This window comes from Limnohabitans sp. INBF002 (assembly GCF_027924905.1).
Taxonomy (GTDB): domain Bacteria; phylum Pseudomonadota; class Gammaproteobacteria; order Burkholderiales; family Burkholderiaceae_C; genus Limnohabitans.
Genome location: NZ_AP027055.1, coordinates 2345594 through 2368098, shown reverse-complemented (window position 1 = coordinate 2368098; position 22505 = coordinate 2345594). Strand labels below are relative to the sequence as shown.

Below are 22505 nucleotides of genomic sequence, written 5' to 3'. Positions count from 1 at the left end.
CCATGACTGAAGAGAGTTTTGACTTCGTCGTCGTTGGGGGTGGCGCAGCAGGCGCCATCTTGGCAGACCGTCTGAGTGAGGACGGTCGCCACACGGTCTGTTTGCTGGAAGCGGGGCCGGCTGACTGGCATCCGTTTTTGCACATTCCCGCTGGGTTCATCAAAGTGTTGTTCGATCCCGCATTCACATGGACCTATTCGTCTGAGCCTACCGAGTGGACCCACGGGCGGCGTGTGCCCCTTCCGCAGGGGCGAACGTTGGGCGGTTCTACGTCGATGAACGGCTTGGTCTACAACCGTGGACAACGTGAAGATTTCGATGGCTGGGCAGCGCAGGGCAACCTTGGTTGGGGCTACGACGAGGTGCTGCCGTACTTCCAGCGCAATGAACGCTATGCGGGTGGCGACGACCGCTTTCGTGGCCGAAAAGGGCGATTGCCGGTCAGTGATTTGACGTGGATTCACCCCTTGTGCGAACAATTCATTGCTGGCGCACAAGGCTTAGGCATGCCGCGCAATCCCGATTACAACGGGGAAACACAAGCCGGCGTTGGCTATTTCCAGCGCAGCATTGAAGGGCGTTGGCGCATGAGCACGGCGCGCACTTATTTGCGCGCTGCGCGAGGCCGATCTAACCTGAAGATCATCACACGTGCGCAAGCCACTTCGGTGGTGTTTGACGGAACCCGTGCCACGGGTGTGCGCTATGTGCAGGGCCATGATCAGCACAACGTACGGCAAGTGCATGCACGTCGCGAAGTTGTGCTCTCGTGCGGCGCCACCAATACGCCCAAGCTGTTGCAGCTCTCGGGCGTGGGACCGGTGGACCAATTGCAAAGTCTCGGCATACCGGTGGTGCATGCCTTGCCAGGTGTGGGTGCGAACCTCAGCGATCATTTTTCTGTCCGCTTTGTGGCCGGTGTCAAAGGCATCACCACGATCAACGAACTCTCACGCGCCCCGCGCTTGTGGGGCCAGATTGCAGCTTGGTTGGCAGGACGGCCCAATATTTTGGCCGTGAGCCCGTCGCTGGTGCATTGGTTTTGGCAGTCTCAACCTGGCTTGAACCGCCCAGATTTGCAGGGCGTGTTTGCGCCGGCGAGTTACCGCGAGGGATATGTGGGTATGTTGGATCGCTACCCGGGCATGACGTGTGGCGTGTGGCAACACCGCCCAGAAAGCCGAGGCACCGTCACATTGCGTTCGCGCGATCCGCTGGCGCCGCCGGTGATTCAACCCAACTACCTCGCGGATGAACGAGACCGTGCGGTGTTGCTCGGCGGCATGCGTTTGGCGCGTGAATTGTTGGCGACGTCCGCGTTGTCTGGGTACGTGACAAAGGAAACCTTACCGGGCGCGCACGTGCAAAGCGACGATGAACTCATGGACTTTGCCAAACGCTATGGCGTGTCTTCCTACCATCTCAACGGCACAGCACGCATGGGATTGGCCAGCGATCCCACTGCCGTGGTGGACCCTGAGTTGCGCGTTCATGGCTTGCAGGGACTGCGCGTGGTGGATGCCTCGGTCATGCCGAGCATCGTGTCGGCCAACACATGTGCTGCCACCATGATGATCGCGGAGAAAGCCGCAGACATGATTCTGGGCAGGGCTGCATTGCCTGCTGCGCGAACGATGGCTGAATAACCCAGAAAGAACTGCGCATGAATGCCTCTGCATCAACGACGAGCGATGCTCGCGTTTTTGATTACGTCATTGTCGGCGGCGGTGCTGCGGGCTGTGTGCTTGCCAATCGGCTCTCGGCGGACGGGCGCTACACCGTGTGCCTGCTAGAAGCTGGGCCGCCAGATCACAACCCATTCATTCACATTCCTGCGGGTTTCATCAAGCTGGCGTACGACCCGCGCAACACGTGGCAAATCAAGACCGAGCCTACCGAATGGACGGCTGGGCGCGGCATCCCCACCACGCAAGGGCGCACCTTGGGTGGTTCAAGTGCCATCAACGGTTTCAACTACACCCGAGGCCAACGCGAGGACTACGATGGTTGGGCCGCGTTAGGCAACGCTGGCTGGAGTTACGCACAACTGTTGCCGTATTTCAAACGCTCGGAACGTCGCATTGGCGTGGCTGACCCGCGCTATCGGGGCACCGATGGCCCGTTGCCCATCACCGATTGCGATTGGCGTCATCCCTTGTGCGATGCCTTCATTGAAAGTGCGCGCGAGGTGGGTGTTCCTGATAACCCCGACTACAACGGTGCTTGCCAAGAGGGGGCCGGCTATTACCAGCGATGGATTTACCGTGGTCGCCGCTACAGCACCGCACGTGCTTTTTTAAGGCCTGCACGCAAACGCCCCAACCTCACGGTGGTGACACAGGCGCAGGCCACCCGCATCTTGCTCGATGGCAAACGCGCCATTGGCGTGGTCTACAGCGCGGGCGCGCATGCGCCGATGCACGAAGTGCACGCCAGGCGCGAGGTGGTGTTGAGTGCGGGGGCTGCCAACACGCCCAAGTTGCTCATGTTGTCTGGCATCGGCCGGCCTGATCGACTTTCGCCGCACGGCATTGCGGTGCAACATGCGTTGCCAGGTGTTGGCGATAACTTGCAGGACCATCACATGGTGCGATCGTCCGCACGTGTGCATGGCGTGGTCACCCTCAATGAAATGGCGCGCGGTTGGCGCCTCGTGGGTCAAGTGGTGCGCTGGTTGATGCGCCGCCCGAGCATCCTCAGCATCAGCCCTTCGGTGGCCTACGCCTTTTGGAAAACCGATCCCTCACTGGCGCGTGCGGATGTGCAATTTCATTTCAGCCCCGGCAGCTACAAAGAAGGCGTGGCCGGATTGCTGGACGATTTCCCGGGCATGACCTTGGGCTTTTATTTGATGCGCCCACACAGTCGCGGCCATGTGCGCTTGGCCTCGTCAAACCCATTTGATCTGCCCATCGTGCAGCCCAACTATTTGTCTGAAGCGTCGGACCGTGAGACCACAGTGGCTGCTTTGCGTTTGACGCGACGCATCTTGCACGGTCAAGCCTTGAGCCGTTTTCACGACGTCGATATGTTCCCGCCAGCTGAAGCGACCAGCGATGCACAGCTGCTGGAGTTTGCGCGTCAGCGTGGGGGAACGGCTTGGCATTTGATCGGCACGTGTCGCATGGGGCCCGCCCACCAGTCCGACTCGGTGGTTGACCCCGAGCTGCGTGTGATCGGGCTAGAAGGCTTGCGCATTGCAGACGCTTCGATCATGCCCACCATGCCCTCGGGCAACACGCAGGTGCCGACCATGATGATTGCCGAGAAGGCTGCTGATTTGATCCTTGGCCACGCAGCACCTGCCGCCGAGGACCCCGCTACTTTGCCCACTCACCCTTGAAATGGATTTTTCATGACACTCGATTCACGTCTTCCTGGCTTTCGTTCTTTGACCCCTGCACAGCGCTTGAGCCAACTGCAGACCTCTGTGGGCTTGACGGCAGAAGACCTGGCGCTCTTGAGCACGCCAGGGGCGTTGCCGCTGGCCACCGCGGATGGCATGGTCGAAAACGTCATTGGCACGTTTGAGCTGCCGCTGGGCGTGGCTGCAAATTTCCGAATCAATGACCGTGATGTGTTGATTCCCATGGCGGTTGAAGAACCTTCGGTGGTGGCAGCAGCCTCGTACATGGCACGACTGGCGCGCGAATGTGGCGGGTTTCAAACCTCGACCAGCGGCCCTGTGATGCGCGCACAAGTGCAAGTGTTGGGCGCGACAGATCCGCACGGCGCACGTCATGCGCTGCTGCGTGCGCGTCAACAAATCTTGGACACCGCCAATGTCCGCGACAAATTGCTCGTGAGTTTGGGCGGTGGTTGCAAAGACATCGATGTCCACGTGTTTGACGACACCCCACGCGGCCCCATGTTGGTGATGCATTTGATTGTGGATGTGCGCGATGCGATGGGCGCCAACACCGTCAACACCATGGCGGAAGCCGTGTCGCCCCTGGTTGAGCAAATCACGGGTGGCCGTGTCTGCTTGCGCATCTTGTCGAACTTGGCGGATTTGCGTCTGGCCCGTGCGCGTGTGCGTGTCACACCGGAGGTGTTGAGCACCAGCGAATACAAAGGTGAAGAAGTCATCGAAGGCATTCTGGATGCCTACACGCTGGCCGTGGTGGACCCTTACCGCGCCGCCACCCACAACAAGGGCATCATGAACGGCATTGACCCAGTCATTGTGGCCACCGGCAACGATTGGCGCGCGATTGAAGCAGGCGCCCACGCGTGGGCTTGTCGCAAGGGCAGCTACACCTCACTCACGCATTGGGAAAAAGACAGTTCGGGGGCCTTGGTGGGCACCTTGGAAATGCCGATGGCTGTGGGCTTGGTGGGGGGCGCCACACGCACGCATCCGCTGGCGCGTGTGGCACTGAAAATTTTGAATGTGCAATCGGCGCAAGAGTTGGCCGAAGTGGCGGTCACCGTCGGCTTGGCACAAAACATGGCGGCCTTGCGCGCGCTGTCAACGGAAGGTATCCAACGTGGGCACATGGCGTTGCATGGCCGAAACTTGGCGGTGATCGCCGGGGCTGTTGGCGAAGAGGTCGACATCATTGCCCGCCGCATGGCGCAAGAGCGCGATGTTCGAACCGACCGCGCGCTTGCGCTCTTGCAGGAAATTCGTCAAGGCGAAGCCAAGGCCTGAACGTCGCAGCTCAATCAAGCGGGCCGAATGTCGGGGGCCGGTACCTCCGACACCCCTTGCGCTTGGGCCGCGTGCTGCTGCGCCGCGAGCGCCTTGATGTAACCCGTGCGCGCTTGCAGGCGTGTCCAATACGCGGCAACAGCGGGCGTGAAACGCGGCGCTAACCCAAGATGCGTTGCCAACATCAAGGCGTACCCCACCGAGACATCGGCTGCCGTGAAGCGGTTGGCGCACAGGTAGGACTGGTTGTCGAGCACGGGTTCTAGCGTTTTGAGGCGTGCCAAAAACCATTTGGCGTAGTCCTCGGCGACGCTCGGTTGCCTGCGCTCGGGCGGTTCGAAATGGGCATAGCGCAGCACCAAGGTTTGAGGGAAGGTCAGCGTCGCTTCGCCAAAGTGAAGGTAGTTCAAGTACGCCCCAAAGTCAGCCTCGTCGGGCGAGACTTGCAGTGGTGTGGGCGCATGGCGCGCGCACAAGTATTCGCAGATGGCCACTGACTCGGTCATGCGTGTGTGGCCATCCACGAGCAAGGGAATGGTGCCCAGCGGATTGACGTCTAAGTAGCTGCGCTGCAGCACTCTTGGCGGAAACGGCAGCATCTCTAACGCATACGGCATGCCGAGTTCTTCAAGCATCCACAGGGGGCGGAATGAGCGCGCGCTCATGCAGTGAAACAGAGTAATCAACGGGTTTTTCCTTGAGGGGTGATCGTGTTGTTCGCGTCACCTTAACTGAAAATAGCGCTATCTTTCGCGTCAGCTGCCGCATCGGATGCGAACGCATCACTGTTCTATCAAACTGTACCTTTTGAGATGGGTACAGTTTGGCTAAAGTACATGAGACGTCGATGAATGACGAAGCACATGGATAGGAAGCTTGCATGATTGTTCCGAGTGAAACCGCAACCATCGGAGAAATTTTTTTCGACGCCGCGCAGCGCTATGCCGATCGCCCATTGTTGGTTGCGCCATCGAATTCGGCGCGTGCCTATGACCCGCAGGGCCGTTCGCTGAGCTACGCCGAGGCTGCGCATGCGGTGCGTGGATTGATGGCGCAGTACCGTGAAGCCGGTTATGGCGTCGGCCATCGCGTGGCCTTGTTCCTAGAGAACCGACTGGAGCACATGCTGCACAAGTTGGCGTTGAACGCGATCGGTGTGTGTTGCGTGCCCGTGAATCCAGACTATCGCCCTCGAGAGTTGGCGTATTTGATCGAACATGCACACGTGGATTTGGCGGTGGTTTTGTCGGCTCGCGTGGCGGACTGGGAGGCCGCGCGCCACGAGGCCACGTGGCAACCCCCACACGTGGTGTTTGAACAATGGACCGCGGGCTTGCCGCCTGTGTTGGTCCCTGCCAAGACCTACATGCCAGATGCGCAAACCCCCGCGAGCATTCTGTACACCTCGGGCACGACAGGCCGTCCCAAAGGCTGTGTGTTGTCGCATCGTTACGAACTTGCCGCAGGCGAGGCGTATGCCACGCGCGGCGGGCTGGCCACATTCCGTGCAACGGGTGAACGGCTTTACAACCCCTTGCCGCTCTTTCATGTGAACGCTTCGATTTTGTCGTTCTATGCCGTGCTGCTCACGGGCAGCTGCCAGATTCAGACCGACCGTTTTCAGCCCTCACGGTGGTGGACCGAAGTGCGCCAATCTCAGGCCACCATCGTGCATTACTTGGGGGTCATCATTCAGATGTTGCATGCGCAAGCACCGCACGACCAAGAGCGCGACCACTGCGTGCGCTTTGGCATGGGCGCTGGCGTAGAGCCGCATTTGCATGCGGCAGTCGAGGCTCGGTTTGGCTTTCCATTGCTAGAGCTGTGGGGCATGACGGAAAACGTGCGCATTTTGGTGGACAACATGCCGCCGCGCCAAGTGGGTACCCGAGCTTTTGGACGTGCGTTGCCAGGCATTGAGGTGCGCGTGGTGGACGATGCCGATGGCGATGTGCCAGACGGTCAGCCTGGCGAGATGGTGATTCGCCATTCCGAGCGCACGCCGCGCAAAGATTTTTTCTCCAGCTATCTGGATGATGATGCGGCCACGGAGGCCGCTTGGCGAGGCGGATGGTTTCACACCGGCGATGTCGTGACGCGTGATGACACGGGCATGCTGCATTTTGTGGAACGCCGCAAGAACATCATCCGACGTTCTGGTGAAAACATCGCAGCGGCCGAAGTGGAGGCTTGGTTGCTGTCGCACCCCGATGTCGAGCAGACCGCTGTGATTGCTGTGCCCGATGAGGTGCGCGAAGAAGAAGTGCTGGCTTGCATTGTGCTGAAGCCGCATGCGGCGCAGGCGTTGTCAGCGGCTTCGCAGGAGGCGTTGCTGCGTTCGATTTTTGACCATTGCAGCGCGGGCTTGGCCTATTTCAAAACCCCAGGTTGGGTTTGGTTTGCCGACCACATCCCGACGACAGGCACGCAGAAAATTCAAAAACACAGCATCTTTGCACCAGGAATCGACCCGCGTAGTCTGACCGGCATGCACGACTTGCGCGCATGGAAGAAGCGCACAAACGCACGTTAACCCAACAGTTTGTCGAGCGCGCGGCGGAACCTGGGGTCTAGCACCGCATGGGGGTTGCAGCGTGTCCAAGGTGAGATGTTGTTGGGGTTCACGCTGAAGATGTTGCCGGGTGCCATCACGATGTTTTCGTTCAGCATGGCGTGCGCTAGCTTTTGTGTGTCGGAGACGCCCGGCAGTTGGGCCCAGATAAAGAGCGAGCGCTCAGGTCTGACAAAGATGGTGGCGCCAACATCGTCCAGCAGCTCGTAAGCGCGGCCTGTGGCTTCCTCCAGTTTGCTGCGCAGCTCTTCGAGGTACTTCAGATGGTGCCGTTCGGCCAGCAGCGTGTCGACGGTGCGTTCTGCGTATTCAGAGCTGCTGACACTGGTCAAAATTTTGATGTTGGCAATGTCGTTGGCGATGTCAGCGCTGCAGGCCAAAAAACCCACGCGCAGGGCCGCTGAAAGCGACTTGGAAAAACTGCTGATGTACAGCGTGCGCTCCAATTGGTCCAAGGCCGAGAGGCGTGTTTGGCTGGCGCTTCGAAAGTCGCTGAGCGCATCGTTTTCAACCAACAACAAATTGTGTTGTTCGGCCAGTTTCAAAATGGCCCGCGCTTTTTGTTTTGACAGGTCTGAGCCTGTGGGGTTGTGGGCCAGTGATTGTGTGAAAAACAGGCGCGGGCGCCACGTGATCAAAAGGCGCTCGAGCTCTTTCAAATCAGGACCATCCGCCAAGCGCGGCACACCAATCGTGTTGGCACCTGCCAAGCGCAGCTTGCCGATCAGTGGGTAATAGCCGGGATCGTCAATCAGCACCGTTCCGCCCGCAGGCACAAAGTAGCGCACGATCAAATCCAAGGCTTCATTGGCACCGTGGGTCAACACAATTTGAGACGGGTGCGCGTCAATGCCTTGGTCTGCCAAGCGGCGCACCAAACGCTGACGCAAAGGTGCATAGCCGAGCCGGTCGCCATAGCGGAACAAGGTGCCCAAACCACTGCGTGCGACTTTGTGGTGTGGGCGGTCCAGCCTCGCGCCGGCCAGCCATTGGGAGGGCGGAAAAGCGTCGCCGACGGTCAGTTGCCCGGGCTCGTTTCTGAGCTGCATGTTCATGAGCCAGACGATGTTCATGGCGCCGTTCAGCGATTGCGTGTCGTGGGGCTCGGCTTTGACGGTTCTTTCTTTGACGTAAAAACCTGAGCCGTGACGCGGCTCGACCAAGCCTCTGGCGACCAACAATTCAAACGCGGCGACGACGGTGTTTTTCCCGTAGTTACGCAAGGCCGCGATTTCTCGTAAGGAGGGTAGTTTTTCGCCGACCTTGTACGCCTCATCACGAATCTGCCGCTCGATGGAGTCAGCAAGTGCGGTGAAAAGAGGCGTCTGTGAGGATGACATCGTATTTGTTCGCCGCTCTATTTGTTGGCGGCGCTTTCAGCCGATGCCGCGCTGGCGCGTTGGGCAAACTCAGCACGCAAGGCTTTGAGTTTTTCGCGCGGGTCTTCTTTCACGGTGTCTTTGTCCAAGCCCATCTCCGCGATGAAGCGGCTGGGGATGGCGGCAATCATGTCGCGGCCTTTTTTGCGTTTACGCGTCCAGCTGACGGACAAAGAGCGTTGGGCACGTGTGATGCCCACGTACATCAGGCGGCGTTCCTCTTGCAGGCGAACCGCGATGTTGTCGTTGGTGTGTTCGGTGCCGGGTTCGTCGTCAAGTTTGAAGGGCAACATGCCTTCGGTCACGCCTACCAACATGACATGCGGCCACTCTAAACCTTTGGAGGCGTGCAGCGTGGAGAGCGTGACCACGTTTTGGTCTTTCTCGCGCTCGGTCAAGGTGGAGAGCAGCGCGATGGTTTGCGCTACTTCCAGCAGGTTCTTCACTTCGTTGCCAGAGGTCACGCCAGCGGTGTCGTCAATCTGGCCGCCGCAGCGCTGGGCCATCCAGTCGCAAAACTCCATCACGTTGTTCCACTTGGAGGCAGCGGCTTTTTCGCTTTCTTCCGCGTCGTAGAGGTGCTTTTCGTAGCCAATGTCTTTGAGCCAGTCGGTCAAAAACGCGCGGGCATCTTCGGCGCCGGTGGTGAGGCGGGCGCGAAATTCAAGGTCGTTCACATAGCGGCCAAATTCGTGCAGGCTGCCCAAGGCGCGCGCATTGAGCACCGAGGGCAAGCTGTTGCTGAACAGCGCTTCAAACATGCTGAGTTTGTACTGGCTGGCGAACTGGCCCAAGCTGGCCAAGGTTTGGTGGCCAATGCCGCGCTTGGGTGTGGTGACGGTGCGCAAGAAGGCCGGGTCGTCATCGTTGTTGACCCACAGACGCAGCCACGCGCACAGGTCACGAATTTCGGCGCGGTCAAAAAAGCTTTGGCCACCCGACACCTTGTAAGGAATTTGCGCTTTGCGCAGCGCTTTTTCAAAGATGCGCGCTTGGTGGTTGGCGCGGTACAGCACCGCAAAGTCTTTGAGTTCTTTGAAGCCGCAGCTGCCTGCATCGGTGCCACCGTGCAAAGACTGGATGCGCGCCACCACGCGTTCGGCTTCGTGTTCTTCGTTGTCGGCATCGACCACACGCACGGGCTCGCCCTCGCCGAGTTCAGAGAACAAGGTTTTGGGAAACAGCTTGGGGTTGGGCTGGATGACGTTGTTGGCCGCGCGCAGGATGGCGCTGGTGGAGCGGTAGTTTTGCTCCAGCTTGATGACTTTCAGGTTCGGAAAGTCTTGCGGCAGTTTGCGCAGGTTGTCCAGCGTGGCACCGCGCCAGCCGTAAATCGATTGGTCGTCGTCGCCCACAGCGGTGAAGCGGGCGTTGTCGCCCACCAAACACTTGAGCACTTCGTATTGCGTGGCGTTGGTGTCTTGGTATTCGTCCACCAGCACATGGCCGAGTTGGGATTGCCATTTGAGGCGCACTTCGTCGTGCTCTTGCAGCAACTTCAAAGGCAGGCCAATCAGGTCGTCAAAGTCCACGCTTTGGTAGGCGGTGAGGCGCTCTTCGTAGCGCGCCATGATTTTGGCGATGATGCGTTCGTTGTCGTCTTTGGCCAGTGCCAAAGCTTGGGCTGAATTCAAACCCATGTTTTTCCAAAGGCTGATGGTCCATTGCCATTGGCGCGCGGTGGCCGCGTCGGTGGTGCCGCCTGCGTCTTTCAAAATGCCGGTCACGTCGGCGCTGTCCATGATGCTGAACTGGGGTTTGAGGCCCATCACGCCGCCGTCTTGGCGCAACATGCGCACGCCCAAGGCGTGGAAGGTGCAAATCACCACGTCGTTGGCCGCCTTGCCAATGAGCCCTTTGGCACGCTCACGCATTTCGGTGGCGGCCTTGTTGGTAAAGGTGATCGCGGCGATGCGCTTGGGCTCTAGCCCGGTTTGGATGAGGCGGCCAATCTTGTGCGTGATGACGCGCGTCTTACCCGAGCCCGCCCCCGCCAGCACAAGACAGGGACCGTGCAAGAAATTGACGGCTTCTTGTTGCGCGAGATTCAGGCCAGCAGACATTCAGGAGACAGTTGATGTGAAGCGGGCAATGATACCGACCCGCCCAACGGGCAAAATAGGCGGGTGCTGAACATTCTTCTCATTACCTTTCCCTTCTTTGCGCTGGTTTTGGCTGGCTTTGTGGCGGCGCATCGCCGCATGTTGCCGCTGGACGCGATTCCTGGTTTGAATGGCTTTGTGCTGTTCTTTGCGCTGCCGTGCATGTTGTATCGGTTTGGCGCGAGCACGCCCATCGTGCAGCTGTTGGATGCCACCTTGTTTTGTGCCTATTTGCTTTGCGCCTTGTTGATGGTGGGCTTTGTGGTGGCGGTGAGCATGAACAAACGCATCGGCTGGAACGACGCGTCGTTTGGTGCGTTGGTGGGCGCGTTCCCCAACACGGGTTTCATGGGCGTGCCGTTGTTGGTGGCCTTGCTGGGTGCTTCGGCGGCAGGGCCTGCCATCGTGACCATCGTGGTGGACATGGTCATCACCACGTCCTTGTGCATTGCCTTGTCGCGCTTAGACGGCGCGGACGAGCACGGTGCCAGCCGCGCGGCCAAGAGTGCCCTCAAAGGCGTGTTGACCAACCCCATGCCGTGGGCCATCAGCTTGGGTGGCTTGTCCTCGGCCCTGGATTGGCAGTTGGTGGGGCCCGTGGCGAAAACCGTGGGCTTGTTGGCGGACGCCGCTTCGCCGGTGGCCTTGTTCACCATTGGCGCGGTGCTGGCACGTTCACAAATTCGCGTGAAAGAAAGTGGCCATCCGCCCATTCTGTGGCGCGATGTGTTGCCTGTGGCACTTTTCAAATTGGTGCTGCACCCGTTGCTGGTGTTGCTGGTGTTGGCCGCAGCAGTGCAGATGGGCTTTCACATTGAACACTTCACCATGGTGGTGGTGGTGTTGGTCGCGGCATTGCCCAGCGCCAGCAATGTGGCTTTGTTGTCGGAGCGTTTTGGCGCAGATACGGGGCGCATTGCCATGATTATTTTGGTCACCACGGCCGCGGCGTTTTTTACTTTCTCAGGGGCCGTGGCACTGCTCCACGGCTGACCCCAACTTAAATCGCCAGCGGGTCCACGTCGACTGCCCAACGGATCACCTGCCGATGGGCGCTGCGCAGGCTGTGCAGATCAGCCTGCCAATGCGCCAAGAAATGTTGCAGTGCTTTGCGTGAGGTGCATTCGATCAACATTTGTGCACGCTCGATGTTGGCCACGCGCTGAATCGTCATGGGCACAGCGGGATACAAATCCACCAACAACTCATCGGCCAGTGCGGCACCGGCTTCGCGTGCGGCATTTAAAAACCCTTGAGCGGCTTCTTGGCTGCGTGCCTCTGCGCGCACCAAGGCTTGGAAGCTGAAGGGCGGCAAGGTGGCTTGCTCGCGTTCTTTGAGCTGTTGCTCTGCGAAGGCGGGATAGTCGTGCTGCTTGAGCGCTTCAAACAAAGGGTGCTGCGGGTGGTGGCTTTGCACCCACATTTCGCAGGGGCTGACCAAATTCATCGTGGCATCGCGCCCTGCCCGTCCGGCGGCTTGCATGAGCAAACTGAACAAACGCTCAGGCGCTCGGAAATCGCTCGAAAACAAAGCGCCATCCGTGTTGAGTGCCGCCACCAAGGTGACGCGCCGGAAGTCGTGGCCCTTGGCAATCATTTGCGTGCCCACCAACACATCCACCGCGCCTGCGTGGACTTCGGCCAGCTGGCGCTCTAGCTCACCTTTGAGGCGGGTGCTGTCGGCGTCGATGCGGGCGATGCGAATGGGCTCGCCGTCAGGTCTGCGCACATCGGCCAGCAACTCGGTCAAGTGTTCTTCGAGCTGTTCGGTGCCGCGGCCCAAAGGGCTGATGTCTAAATTGCCGCAGCTCGGGCACGCGCGTGGCACGGGCTGTGTGAAGCCGCAGTGGTGGCAGCGCAGCGTGCGGTCAAGTTTGTGGAACACGCGAAACGCGCTGCAGTGTGGGCATTCGCTTTTCCAGCCGCAGTCGTTGCAGTTGAGCACGGGCGCGTAGCCACGGCGGTTGAGCAACACCAAGATTTGTTCGCCACGCGTCACGCGTTCGCGCATGGCGTCGAGCAGGTGGTTGGAGAACACGGTTTTGTATGGCTGGCGGTTCATGTCCACGCGGCGCACCAAAGGCAAGGCACCTTGGCCCACGCGTGAAGGCATGGCCAAACGCATGTAGCGGCCTGCGGGTTCTGAGGTGGTGGCGGGGCGGCTGTGGTGCCAGCTTTCCAGCGAGGGTGTGGCTGAACCCAATATGACTTTCGCACCTTCGAGCTGGCCGCGGTAGATGGCCAGGTCGCGTGCCGAGTAGCGTGCGCCTTCTTGTTGTTTGTAACTGGGGTCGTGTTCTTCATCGACCACGATGAGGTGCAAATGCGGCATGGACGCAAACACGGCCATGCGCGTGCCCAACACAATGCGCGCCTCGCCGCTGTGCGCGGCCAGCCAGTTTTTCAGGCGCTGCGCGGGCGTGAGGCTGCTGTGCATGGACACCAAACAGTCGGCGCCCCACTGCGGGCAAAAGCGGGCGCGAAAGCGTTCTTCCAACTGTGGCGTGAGGTTGATCTCCGGCACCATCACCAAAATTTGCGCTTGCGGGTTGTGTTCCAGCACGGCTTGCGCGGCACGCAAATACACCTCGGTCTTGCCGCTGCCGGTGTTGCCAAACAACAAGAACGGGCCTTTGTGGGTGGCAATGTCAGCCAGCACTTGGGCTTGTTCGTCGGTGGGTTCAGGAATGGTTTGTGTGGCGCCCTCATAGGCCGCGACCACTTTGGGTTTGCGTTTGAGGCGGCGTGCCCATTGTTCAGCGCTCAGATCACGCAGCTGGCTGGGCAGTGCGGCCAAGGCCACCTCGCCTGCACTCCGTTGGTAATAACTGGCGGCAAACTGCACCAGCTGGCGCCAATGGGCGTTGAGCGGCGTGAGGCCTTCCAACACGCTGGCGATGGCGCGCAGCTGCATAGGGGCTGTTTCGCCGCTGTCGGCGTGCGGCCCCGCCCCGCCCCACACCACGCCCAACAGCTCTCGGCTGCCCAGTGGCACCCGCACCAAAGTGCCGGCTGTGTGCGCTGTGCCGCTTTCGTACGTGAGTGCGCCACCGATGCCGCTGTGCGCGGGGGTGTGGACCATCACTGAAATTTGGTGCGACATGTCAAGCGTTAAGTTGGGGTGGTTAGCTCAGGTGTTTTAGCAGAAAAGGCTTTAAGTCGTTGATTTACAAAGACTTCGGGATAAACCCAGAATTTTTGTGGATAACTTTGTTGATATCTACCGTTGAGTGGCTCCGAGGGCGCATGGATCAAGGCTTTGAACAAACTGCCTCAAAAAAATGCAGGCCAAGAACTCTATATAAATCAATGACTTACGAGATATTAAAGTTTTCCCGAATGCGGCAAAAGAAAAAACCAACTTGGTGCGTCGGATCAACTTTTTTGTGCATAAGTGTGAAGTCGAAGTAAAACTTTTGATGACTTGACACACTATTTCTTGAGTCAGTTTTAAGGTTTTCTCAGTGCGCGGGAGTGGCTGTGCACCGCTTCCACCAACACGCCCACGCTCTCCGGCGGGGTGAATTGGCTGATGCCATGGCCCAAGTTGAAAATTTGGGTCGGGCCGGTGGTGGTTTTGTTGGTGTGCGGTTTGCCAAACGCATCCAGCACGCGGCGTGCCTCGGTGGCAATGGCGTCGGCAGGTGCAAACAAGGCGTTGGGGTCGAGGTTGCCTTGCAGGGCCTTGCCGGGGCCGCCCACCGCGCCACCCACTTGGGCGCGCGCTTTGGCGAGGTTGACCGTCCAGTCCACGCCCAGCACGTCGCAGTCGAGGTCGGCCATTTCGGGCAACCACAAACCGCCGCCTTTGGTGAACACCAAGCGGGGAATCACGGCGCCATCGTGCGAGCGCTTGAGTTGTGCCAACACGCGCTTGGTGTAGGCCATGCTGAACTGTTGGAACATGCCGTCGGCCAGCACGCCGCCCCAGCTGTCAAAAATCATCACGGCTTGTGCGCCGGCTTCGATTTGGGTGTTGAGGTACAGGGCCACCGCGTCGGCGTTGATTTCCAAAATGCGGTGCATCAAGTCGGGGCGGCTGTACATCAGGCTTTTGACTTGGCGGTAGTCGTCTGAGCCTGCGCCTTCGACCATGTAGCAGGCCAAGGTCCAAGGGCTGCCTGAGAAGCCAATCAAAGGCACACGGCCGTTCAAGGCTTTGCGAATGGAGGTGACGGCGTCAAACACATAGCGCAGCTTGGCCATGTCGGGCACAGCCAGCTCGTTGACGGCGGCTTCGTTGCGCACGTTCTTGGCGAACTTGGGGCCTTCGCCTTGGGCAAAAGACAGGCCCAAGCCCATGGCGTCGGGCACGGTCAAGATGTCGCTGAACAAAATGGCGGCATCGAGCGGGTAGCGCTCCAGCGGTTGCAAGGTGACTTCGGTAGCGAAGTCGGTGTTGGTGGCCAAACCCATGAAGCTACCGGCCTTGGCGCGCGTGGCGCAGTACTCTGGCAAGTAGCGGCCGGCTTGGCGCATCAGCCAAACGGGGGTGTGGTCGGTGGCTTGGCGCATGCAAGCGCGCAAAAAGGTGTCGTTTTGGAGTGGTGCAAACATGGCGACATTGTCGCCGAGGTGTTGCTCAGCGAAGCTGACGGTGCTCAACCATCAAGCATTTGTCTTGCACGACGGTGAGGCCTGCGGCTTCGGCTTGCGCGGCTGCTGCGTCATTCACGACGCCAATTTGCAGCCAAAGCGATTTCGCGCCAATGGCAATCGCCTCTGCGGCGATGGGCGGGATGTCTTCGGAATTGCGAAAGCAGTTCACCATGTCGATGCGTTCGTGCATGGCTGCTTCGGTGAGGGAGGCGTAGGCTTTTTCGCCCAGCACTTCATGCGCGTTGGGGTTGATGGGCACGATGCGGCATCCGTGGTCTTGCATGTATTTGGCCACCCGGTAGCTGTCGCGGTGCGGTTTGGGCGAGAGGCCCACCACGGCGATGGTGTGGCAATTGGCAAGGCTTTGACGAATGGCGCTTTGAGTCATGGCTTATTTGCGGGTGAGTGTGGATGCGCCGTTGGTTGGGGGCTGCTGCGCAAAGTCAGTTGTGGGAGCAGGGCTTTCAGCCGCAGGCAAGGTGGCCAGCGCTTCGCGCATTTGGCGCACGCTTAACAACTCAGACAGCACCAGCGGCGCTTTGCCAGGTGCGTGCAGCACATACACCGGCACGCCGCTGCGGCCCAAGGCGGTGAGTGCGGCGGTGATGGCTGGGTCGCGACGCGTCCAATCGGCACGCATGAGCGTGACTTGGTGCGCCGCCACGTCTGCCAGCACCTCGCTGTTGGACAGGGTGGACTTTTTGTTGATTTGGCAGGTCACGCACCACGCCGCAGTGAAGTCCACAAACACAGGTCGGCCTTGGGCCAAGCTTTGTGCCACGGCGGCGTCAGACCAAGGCTGCCAAACGGCGCCTTGCGATTGGGGGCTGCCTGGCAACGCCGCTGTGGAAAGGCTGCTCGTCGGTGCTTTTAAATCTTCTGCGAAAGTGAGTGCGCCCCAAACCAGCGCGGCGGCCAAGAGCCCGCTCAAAACGCGAGATGCAGGGCCGTGTTGTTTGAGTGCCCACATCAAAGCGGTCAGCAGCAGCAAACCCCCCAGCGCAAACATGGCGGCATCTAAGCTGGTTTGTTGGCCCAGCACCCACAGCAGCCACACCACCGTGGCGAGCAAGGGGAAGGCCAACAGCTGGCGCAGCGTGACCATCCACGGGCCGGGGTGTGGCAGCAAACGCGCGACGGCGGGCACAAAGCTGGCTAACAAATAAGGCGCGGCCAAGCCCAAGCCCATGGCCATAAAAATAGCCAGCGCTTGCCACGTCGGCAAGGTCATCGCAAGGCCCAACGACGCACCCATGAACGGCGCGGTGCAGGGCGATGCCACTGCCACGGCCAGAACGCCAGAGAGGGCTGCATCCATGACGGGGTGTTTGTATTGAAAGCTGGCCATGCGTGAGGGCAAGATGTGCCCAAACTCAAACAGCCCCAATAAATTGAGTGCAATGAGCGTGAACAGAGCCGCCAGCACACTCACCACCACGGGGGACTGCAACTGAAAGCCCCAGCCCAGTTGCTCGCCCGCTGCGCGCAAGGCCAGCACGCCAGCGCCCAGCGCCAAGAAGCTCAGCACCACACCGGCGGTGTAGGCCAGGCCTGCCACGCGGTGTGCCCGGTGTGCGTGGCTGTGTTGCGCAAACCCCAGCAGCTTGATGGCCAGCACCGGCAACACGCACGGCATGAGGTTGAGGATGAGCCCGCCCACGAATGCGCCCAGCAGCGCCAAGGCAAAGCCCAGAAAGCCATCACTGCCGAGCATGGTTTCGTTGACTATGGCGCTGGCATGGCTTGTGGTGTTGGGCAAGGTGGCTGAGTCGGCGGGCAGATCAGATACGGCAGGCCAGGCCTGCGTGACAGGGGCGGAGACCACGAAGCCTTGGCGTTTGGCACTCTCGTCAGCGATGAGCAAAAAACCCACTTGCTTAGGTTCCGTCATGCGCAAATTGCTCAGAGGGAGTTGGACTGTCCACACATCGCCTTGCCACGATTGGCTGGCGCGCGGGTGCTGCTCAGTGGCAGACGCCACCAGCTCGGCGGTGTCTGGAAACACGCTGAGCGTTTTGCCGTGTAGCGAGGTGGGCAATCCTCTGACTTGCAGTGCCAAGCGTTGTGCTTCAAAGCGGGTGGTGGCTTTGACGTCTGGCAAAGGTTTGGGTTGCTCCGCCAGCAGCGCTGAAAACGCGGTGGCATGGGGCGCAAAGCTGCTGTTGACGGGAATGCGCAAGGCGAAGTCGCCTTCTTGTGGAATGCACTCCAGTCGGCAAACCAACCAGTTGGCGTGCAGTTGAATGTCCAGCGTTTGTGTGGCGTTGGGTTTGAACTGTGTCGACACTGTCAGCGGCACGGCCAGCAGCAAAGTTTTGTCGAAACCGTAGTTGGTCAAGTTGCCTGCTTTGAGTTTTTGCGGCAGCGGCCATTGCACCTCGCCCGCGGTGATGCCCGCAGGCAAATTCAGCTCTAGTTGTGTTGGCAGACCTGAGTCACCGGGGTTGCGCCAGTAGGTGTGCCACTCGGGCTGGTGCGTGAGCTGCAGGCCCACCCACATCGGCTGACCCGCTTGCACCCCTTGCGGGGCATGCACCACCAACTCGGCGCGCAACTGCGGCGTGCTGACCACGGCACTGGCCAAGGTCTGGGCATTGCTTGGCAGGGTAAATGCACAAGCCCCCCAGAGTAAAACGCCAAATGCTTTCGCCAACGTGGCTTTGGCGCAGACGGTCACGACACGGGGATGAGCTGCGCCCAGCAGGCGCGAAACAAAATGGAGCATGCGCCAGATGTTACCGAGCTACAGCCGCCCGCGTGTAAAGCCCAAGCCATGGCAGGAAAGTAAGATGGCGCTCATGACTGCGCACACCAGCACCCCCTTCCCCGCTTTGGCATCACACCGTTGGGCCGAACTCAACACCCGTGACTTTGTGGCCCTCGACCCCGCGCGTACCGTGGCCGTCTTGCCTCTGGGTGCGACCGAGCAACATGGGCCGCATTTGCCCCTGTCGGTGGACACGGTGTTGGTCGATGGTGTAGTGAACGCTGCATTGACGCACTTGGCTGCCACAGACCCTGTGCTGGTGTTGCCCACGCAGACGCTCGGCCTGAGTACCGAGCACACGGCCTTTGCTGGCACGCTGCATCTGTCGCCACAAACCTTGATCCAACTCTGGTGCGACATCGGTGCCTCGGTGGCGCGTGCGGGTGTGAAGAAGCTGCTGATGTTCAACGCCCACGGCGGCAATGTGGGGCTGATGGATGTGGTGGCGCGCGAGCTGCGTGCCCAGCATGGCCTGATTGTTTACAGCAGCAGTTGGTACAACTTGCCCTTGGATGCGGCCGTGATGGGGCAGTTCTCGGCGGATGAACACCGCTTTGGCATCCACGCGGGTGACATGGAAACGTCCATGATGCGGGCGCTGGCGCCCGATTGCGTGAACATGGCGGAGGCTCAAAACTTTGCTTCCACGTCGCAAGACCGGGCCAAACACTACCCGGTCTTGGGCAATGGCAAAAGCGCCAAGCTCGGCTGGCACATGCAGGACTACAACCCCCAAGGTGCCGCGGGCAATGCTGCTGCGGCCACTGCGGCGAAAGGCGAAGCGCTGGTGCACAGCGCGGGCGAGCAGCTGGCGCTGCTGCTGCAAGAGCTGGTGGCGCTGCCGCTCAGCACGGTGCGCGTTTAAATATTTCAGCCTTCAGGCGAACGTCACCCACTCTTTGTGGCTGGGCGTTTCTAAGTGCGGCACGCTGTTGAAGGCGATCAGGCTGTGACGTTTGGCGTTGAAGCTGAATTCGCTCACCGCGCTGTTGCGAAGCCGCATGTTCAGCTCGATGCTGGTTTCAGGGCTGACGCGCAGCACATGCGCCACGGCTGTGGCAATGGGGCCGCCGCTGGACACAAGCAAAACATTCCCCTCGTGCTGTTGGCGAATGTGATCGAGGGCTGACGTGACGCCTTTTGCAAACTCGGTGTAGCTGGGCATGCCCTGTGGGCTGACCACGCCGGCCATCCATTGTGTGAGGCCATCGCGTAGCAAGCGGAAATGCTGTTTGTAGCCCTCTGGCGTGGTGGGTTTCACCAGCTCGCCCGGTTGAATGGCGCGGATGAGGGCTTCGCTGTCGTATTCGTTCAGGCCTGGCCAAACCCGTGCTTCATGCCGTGTTCCCATGCCTTGTTGAATACCTGCCAAGGTTTGTGCATGGCGCTTGAGTGCGCCGGTGATGACGGCATCAAACGTGAGGCCTTGCGCTTGCCAATGCTCGCCGAGGCGATGGCTTTGCTGCAGGCCCAAAGGGCTGAGTTGGTCGTAATCGGCGGCGCCCAACGAGGCTTGCCCGTGTCGCACTAAATAGAGTTGTCCCATGGTGTGATGTGGGTTGTTTGCGTTCATTCTGAAGACGAATGGCAAGACAAACAGTCACGACTGAGACCCGCAGTCACCTGTGCGGCAGCGCGTGCGGCCCGTATTTAGAGTGTTTGCAGCGCCGGCCGCACCATCCACACGACCGTGCCTAAGAGCGCCAAGGCCATCAGTCGGTTGAACCATTGCAGGCGCTGCGCGGTGTCATTTGGGCCGCGCAGCCAGTGGCGCAAGCTGGCGCCTATCCATGCATAGGTGAAGTTGCTGGCGAGGCCAAAGAACATGAAGAGGGGCAATGTTTCCAGCAGACGTGCGGGGGTGTCGTCGTGGCCGATGACCCAGCCGCTCACCACTGACATGGCCAAGAACCAGGCTTTGATGTTGATGAACTGAAGCATCACGCCTTGCTTGAAACCCACGATGGGGCCTTGTGCCGCATCGCTCAAGCGCTGCGTGCTGGCGAGTTTCCAAGCGAGCCACAGCAAATACAACACGCCGGCTGCCAGCAGACCCCAACGCAGCGGTGGAAAGCCCAGCACCAGTGCGCCTAAGCCGGCTGCGTTGAGGACGAGTAAAACACCCCAGCCCGCAGGCACGGCGCACACAAAAGGCAGCGCACGTCGCAAGCCATGGTTCGCCGCAAGCGTGGCGGACAGTGCGGTGTTGGGGCCGGGGGTGAAGGTGCCCACGGTAGCGAGGGCAATCAGGGCAAAGAGTTCAGCGCTGCTCATGCCGGTGAGGATAGTTGCTCCCAGCGTTCAAGGGCTGTCATCAGTGCGTCTTCAATTTCAGTGTCGCGTTTGTGAATTTGCGCGACTTTGGCGGGGTCGCTGGCGTACAGGCTGTTGTCGCTGAGGGCGGCTTGGGTTTCTTTTTGCTCCGCTTCGAGCGATGCAATCAGTGCCGGCAGTGCCTCCAGTTCGCGTTGCTCTTTGTAGCTGAGCTTGCGCGTCTTTGCGGCAGGGGCTGCAGGCTTGGGCGCTTCTGCGGCCGTCGCTTTGGCCACTACGGGTGCGGAAACTTTGGTTTGAGGGGCGAGGCTGCGGGCGCGCTCTGACTGGATGAGCCAATCTTGCACGCCGCCTTCGTATTCGCGCCAGAAACCGGGGTTGTCCTCTGTGGCTTCAAACACCAAAGTGCTGGTGGCCACGTTGTCGAGGAAGGTGCGGTCATGGCTGACGATGAACACGGTGCCGTCATACTTTTGCAGCAACTCTTCGAGTAGTTCCAGCGTGTCGATGTCTAAGTCGTTGGTGGGTTCGTCCAGGACCAGGACGTTGGCTGGGCGTGCAAACAAACGAGCGAGCAGCAAGCGGTTGCGCTCACCGCCAGACAGCGAGCGCACAGGCGATGTGGCGCGAGCGGGTGAGAACAAGAAGTCGTCCAAGTAGCTTTTGACGTGTTTGCGCTGGGTGCCAATTTCAATCCACTCGCTGCCTGGGCTGATGAAGTCTTCGAGTGAGGCGTCCATGTCTAGCGCGTTGCGCATTTGGTCAAAGTACGCCACTTGCAGATTCGCGCCTTGGCGGATCTTGCCGCTGTCGGCCTCAAGCTCGCCCAAGATCATTTTCAACAGCGTTGATTTGCCTGCGCCGTTCGGGCCGATCAAGCCAATCTTGTCACCGCGCAAGAAGGTCGCCGAGAAGTTTTTGGTAATCACCTTGCCGCCAAAGGCTTTGTCCACCTCGGTGAGTTCGGCCACGATCTTGCCTGTGGGGGCGCCGCTGGCGACGTCTAGCTTCACACGGCCGACGGCTTCGCGGCGCGCTTCCCGCTGGCTGCGCAAAGCTTCTAGGCGTCCAATGCGGCTTTGGCTGCGTGTGCGGCGCGCTTCTACGCCTTTGCGAATCCACACTTCTTCACCAGCCAGCAGTTTGTCGGCTTTGGCGTTGATCACCGCTTCTTGGGCGGCTTGTTCTTCTTTTTGCAATTGGTACTGCGAGAAGTTCCCGGGGTAAGTCAACAAATGACCGCGGTCCAGTTCCACAATGCGTGTGGCGACCTTATCCAAGAACGATCGGTCATGCGTGATGGTGATGATGCTGCCCTTGAAATCAATCAAAAGCTGCTCCAGCCACTCGATGCTGTCGAGGTCCAAGTGGTTGGTAGGCTCGTCGAGTAAGAGCACGTCCGGTGATGTCACCAAGGCTTGTGCGAGTGCGACGCGTTTGAGCGTGCCCCCAGAGAGTGCACTGATGCGGGCATCGGGGTCAAGGTGCAAGCGGTGCAATGTTTCTTGCACGCGTTGTTCCCAGTTCCAGCCGTCAAAGAGTTCAATCTCGTTTTGCATGGCTGTGAGATCACCCTCACCAGCCGAGTACTGATCAATCAGGTGGATGACGCGCGCCAAGCCCGCACTCACGGATTCAAAGACAGAGGCGTTGCTATCTAGTTGAGGCTCTTGGGCCACATAGGTCACGCGCAAGCCCTGCTGGACACGTAAGTCACCATCGTCAGGCTTTTCTAGTCCGCCCAAGATGCGCAGTAATGAGGATTTGCCAGCGCCATTGCGGCCGATCAGGCCTACGCGCTCAGCGGTTTCAAGGGAGAACTCTGCGTGATCAAGGAGAGCGACGTGCCCAAAAGCGAGTTGGGCGTTCTGTAGAGTAATTAAAGACATGCCCCATTATCAAGGGCGCCCTTGGGCGGCTTCTATCTAGACAAAGCCAGGCTTTGTAGAAACGAGGCGCGAAGAGCTGATTGCGAACTTTTTTCAAGATAGTTGCGCGAAGCCAAAAAGTAGTGCTATACTGACGGGCTCCGCTGATGAGAACTGTTGAGGGTTTACCCGAGACAATGTTGGCGGAGGTGGCAGAAAAGATTTTTTAAAATTTCTTCGAAATGTTCAAAAATCCGATGTATACTGCAAGGCTTCGCTGATCGCAGCGT

The 22505-nt window shown here is 59.7% G+C and carries 16 protein-coding genes; 6 read left to right on the top strand and 10 right to left on the bottom strand.

What is annotated here, in order from left to right; translation table 11 throughout:
* The first annotated feature begins 2 nt into the window (after positions 1-2).
* Genes QMG15_RS11840 through QMG15_RS11830 form a run of 3 tightly spaced genes read left to right on the top strand, consistent with a single transcriptional unit; the run spans position 3 to position 4654 of the window.
* On the top strand, positions 3-1646 hold the full coding sequence (locus tag QMG15_RS11840; protein ID WP_281788757.1) for a GMC family oxidoreductase N-terminal domain-containing protein: 1644 nt from the start codon (positions 3-5) through the stop codon (positions 1644-1646).
* 17 nt (positions 1647-1663) lie between these two features.
* Positions 1664-3343, top strand: coding sequence for a GMC family oxidoreductase N-terminal domain-containing protein (locus tag QMG15_RS11835; RefSeq protein WP_281788756.1), 1680 nt, complete (start codon positions 1664-1666; stop codon positions 3341-3343).
* 12 nt (positions 3344-3355) lie between these two features.
* The gene (locus QMG15_RS11830; protein WP_281788755.1) at positions 3356-4654 is read left to right on the top strand and encodes a hydroxymethylglutaryl-CoA reductase, degradative; all 1299 of its coding nucleotides are present in this window, start codon (positions 3356-3358) and stop codon (positions 4652-4654) included.
* 14 nt (positions 4655-4668) lie between these two features.
* Here QMG15_RS11830 and QMG15_RS11825 read toward each other — a convergent pair whose 3' ends face one another.
* The gene (locus tag QMG15_RS11825; RefSeq protein WP_281788754.1) at positions 4669-5340 is read right to left on the bottom strand and encodes a glutathione S-transferase family protein; all 672 of its coding nucleotides are present in this window, start codon (positions 5338-5340) and stop codon (positions 4669-4671) included.
* A gap of 194 nt (positions 5341-5534) precedes the next feature.
* Between QMG15_RS11825 and QMG15_RS11820 the strand changes: the two genes are divergently transcribed.
* A complete protein-coding gene (locus QMG15_RS11820) occupies positions 5535-7187 on the top strand; it encodes an AMP-binding protein (protein ID WP_281788753.1) in 1653 nt (550 codons plus the stop codon).
* Here the strand turns inward: QMG15_RS11820 and QMG15_RS11815 are convergent.
* Positions 7184-8566: a PLP-dependent aminotransferase family protein gene (locus tag QMG15_RS11815; RefSeq protein ID WP_281788752.1), complete on the bottom strand. Its 1383-nt coding sequence runs from the start codon at positions 8564-8566 to the stop codon at positions 7184-7186. The genes QMG15_RS11820 and QMG15_RS11815 overlap by 4 nt on opposite strands.
* A gap of 17 nt (positions 8567-8583) precedes the next feature.
* A complete protein-coding gene (locus QMG15_RS11810; protein ID WP_281788751.1) occupies positions 8584-10668 on the bottom strand; it encodes a UvrD-helicase domain-containing protein in 2085 nt (694 codons plus the stop codon).
* A 63-nt stretch (positions 10669-10731) separates the two neighbouring features.
* On the opposite strand from QMG15_RS11810, the gene QMG15_RS11805 reads away from it, so the two are divergent.
* Positions 10732-11700: an AEC family transporter gene (locus tag QMG15_RS11805; RefSeq protein WP_108358413.1), complete on the top strand. Its 969-nt coding sequence runs from the start codon at positions 10732-10734 to the stop codon at positions 11698-11700.
* 7 nt (positions 11701-11707) lie between these two features.
* Here QMG15_RS11805 and priA read toward each other — a convergent pair whose 3' ends face one another.
* The 4 genes from priA to QMG15_RS11785 form a co-directional block, all read right to left on the bottom strand.
* Complete coding sequence (gene priA, locus QMG15_RS11800; protein ID WP_281788750.1) at positions 11708-13810, bottom strand: primosomal protein N'; 2103 nt, start codon at positions 13808-13810, stop codon at positions 11708-11710.
* A 347-nt stretch (positions 13811-14157) separates the two neighbouring features.
* Positions 14158-15264: a uroporphyrinogen decarboxylase gene (gene hemE / locus QMG15_RS11795; RefSeq protein ID WP_281788749.1), complete on the bottom strand. Its 1107-nt coding sequence runs from the start codon at positions 15262-15264 to the stop codon at positions 14158-14160.
* 25 nt (positions 15265-15289) lie between these two features.
* Positions 15290-15694 (bottom strand): CoA-binding protein, encoded by a 405-nt coding sequence (locus QMG15_RS11790; RefSeq protein ID WP_281788748.1) that lies wholly within the window; start codon positions 15692-15694, stop codon positions 15290-15292.
* A gap of 3 nt (positions 15695-15697) precedes the next feature.
* A complete protein-coding gene (locus tag QMG15_RS11785) occupies positions 15698-18031 on the bottom strand; it encodes a thioredoxin family protein (RefSeq protein ID WP_281788747.1) in 2334 nt (777 codons plus the stop codon).
* A gap of 73 nt (positions 18032-18104) precedes the next feature.
* Between QMG15_RS11785 and QMG15_RS11780 the strand changes: the two genes are divergently transcribed.
* Positions 18105-18938 (top strand): creatininase family protein, encoded by an 834-nt coding sequence (locus QMG15_RS11780; protein ID WP_281790138.1) that lies wholly within the window; start codon positions 18105-18107, stop codon positions 18936-18938.
* Positions 18939-18950: 12 nt separating this feature from the next.
* Here QMG15_RS11780 and QMG15_RS11775 read toward each other — a convergent pair whose 3' ends face one another.
* The 3 genes from QMG15_RS11775 to QMG15_RS11765 form a co-directional block, all read right to left on the bottom strand.
* On the bottom strand, positions 18951-19619 hold the full coding sequence (locus QMG15_RS11775) for a histidine phosphatase family protein (RefSeq protein ID WP_281788746.1): 669 nt from the start codon (positions 19617-19619) through the stop codon (positions 18951-18953).
* A 104-nt stretch (positions 19620-19723) separates the two neighbouring features.
* A complete protein-coding gene (locus tag QMG15_RS11770) occupies positions 19724-20347 on the bottom strand; it encodes a LysE family translocator (protein WP_281788745.1) in 624 nt (207 codons plus the stop codon).
* The gene (locus QMG15_RS11765) at positions 20344-22236 is read right to left on the bottom strand and encodes an ATP-binding cassette domain-containing protein (protein WP_281788744.1); all 1893 of its coding nucleotides are present in this window, start codon (positions 22234-22236) and stop codon (positions 20344-20346) included. The genes QMG15_RS11770 and QMG15_RS11765 overlap by 4 nt, the downstream gene beginning before the upstream one ends.
* Positions 22237-22505 lie beyond the last annotated feature (269 nt).

Excerpts from the sequence above, each read along its gene's own strand:
- QMG15_RS11830 (WP_281788755.1), top strand. The coding sequence starts at position 3,356 with ATGACACTCGATTCACGTCTTCCTGGCTTTCGTTCTTTGACCCCTGCA.
- QMG15_RS11780 (WP_281790138.1), top strand. The coding sequence starts at position 18,105 with ATGACTGCGCACACCAGCACCCCCTTCCCCGCTTTGGCATCACACCGT.
- QMG15_RS11785 (WP_281788747.1), bottom strand. The coding sequence starts at position 18,031 with ATGCTCCATTTTGTTTCGCGCCTGCTGGGCGCAGCTCATCCCCGTGTC.
- priA (WP_281788750.1), bottom strand. The coding sequence starts at position 13,810 with ATGTCGCACCAAATTTCAGTGATGGTCCACACCCCCGCGCACAGCGGC.
- QMG15_RS11790 (WP_281788748.1), bottom strand. The coding sequence starts at position 15,694 with ATGACTCAAAGCGCCATTCGTCAAAGCCTTGCCAATTGCCACACCATC.
- QMG15_RS11765 (WP_281788744.1), bottom strand. The coding sequence starts at position 22,236 with ATGTCTTTAATTACTCTACAGAACGCCCAACTCGCTTTTGGGCACGTC.
- QMG15_RS11770 (WP_281788745.1), bottom strand. The coding sequence starts at position 20,347 with ATGAGCAGCGCTGAACTCTTTGCCCTGATTGCCCTCGCTACCGTGGGC.
- QMG15_RS11775 (WP_281788746.1), bottom strand. The coding sequence starts at position 19,619 with ATGGGACAACTCTATTTAGTGCGACACGGGCAAGCCTCGTTGGGCGCC.
- QMG15_RS11835 (WP_281788756.1), top strand. The coding sequence starts at position 1,664 with ATGAATGCCTCTGCATCAACGACGAGCGATGCTCGCGTTTTTGATTAC.
- QMG15_RS11840 (WP_281788757.1), top strand. The coding sequence starts at position 3 with ATGACTGAAGAGAGTTTTGACTTCGTCGTCGTTGGGGGTGGCGCAGCA.
- QMG15_RS11815 (WP_281788752.1), bottom strand. The coding sequence starts at position 8,566 with ATGTCATCCTCACAGACGCCTCTTTTCACCGCACTTGCTGACTCCATC.
- QMG15_RS11820 (WP_281788753.1), top strand. The coding sequence starts at position 5,535 with ATGATTGTTCCGAGTGAAACCGCAACCATCGGAGAAATTTTTTTCGAC.
- QMG15_RS11810 (WP_281788751.1), bottom strand. The coding sequence starts at position 10,668 with ATGTCTGCTGGCCTGAATCTCGCGCAACAAGAAGCCGTCAATTTCTTG.
- hemE (WP_281788749.1), bottom strand. The coding sequence starts at position 15,264 with ATGTTTGCACCACTCCAAAACGACACCTTTTTGCGCGCTTGCATGCGC.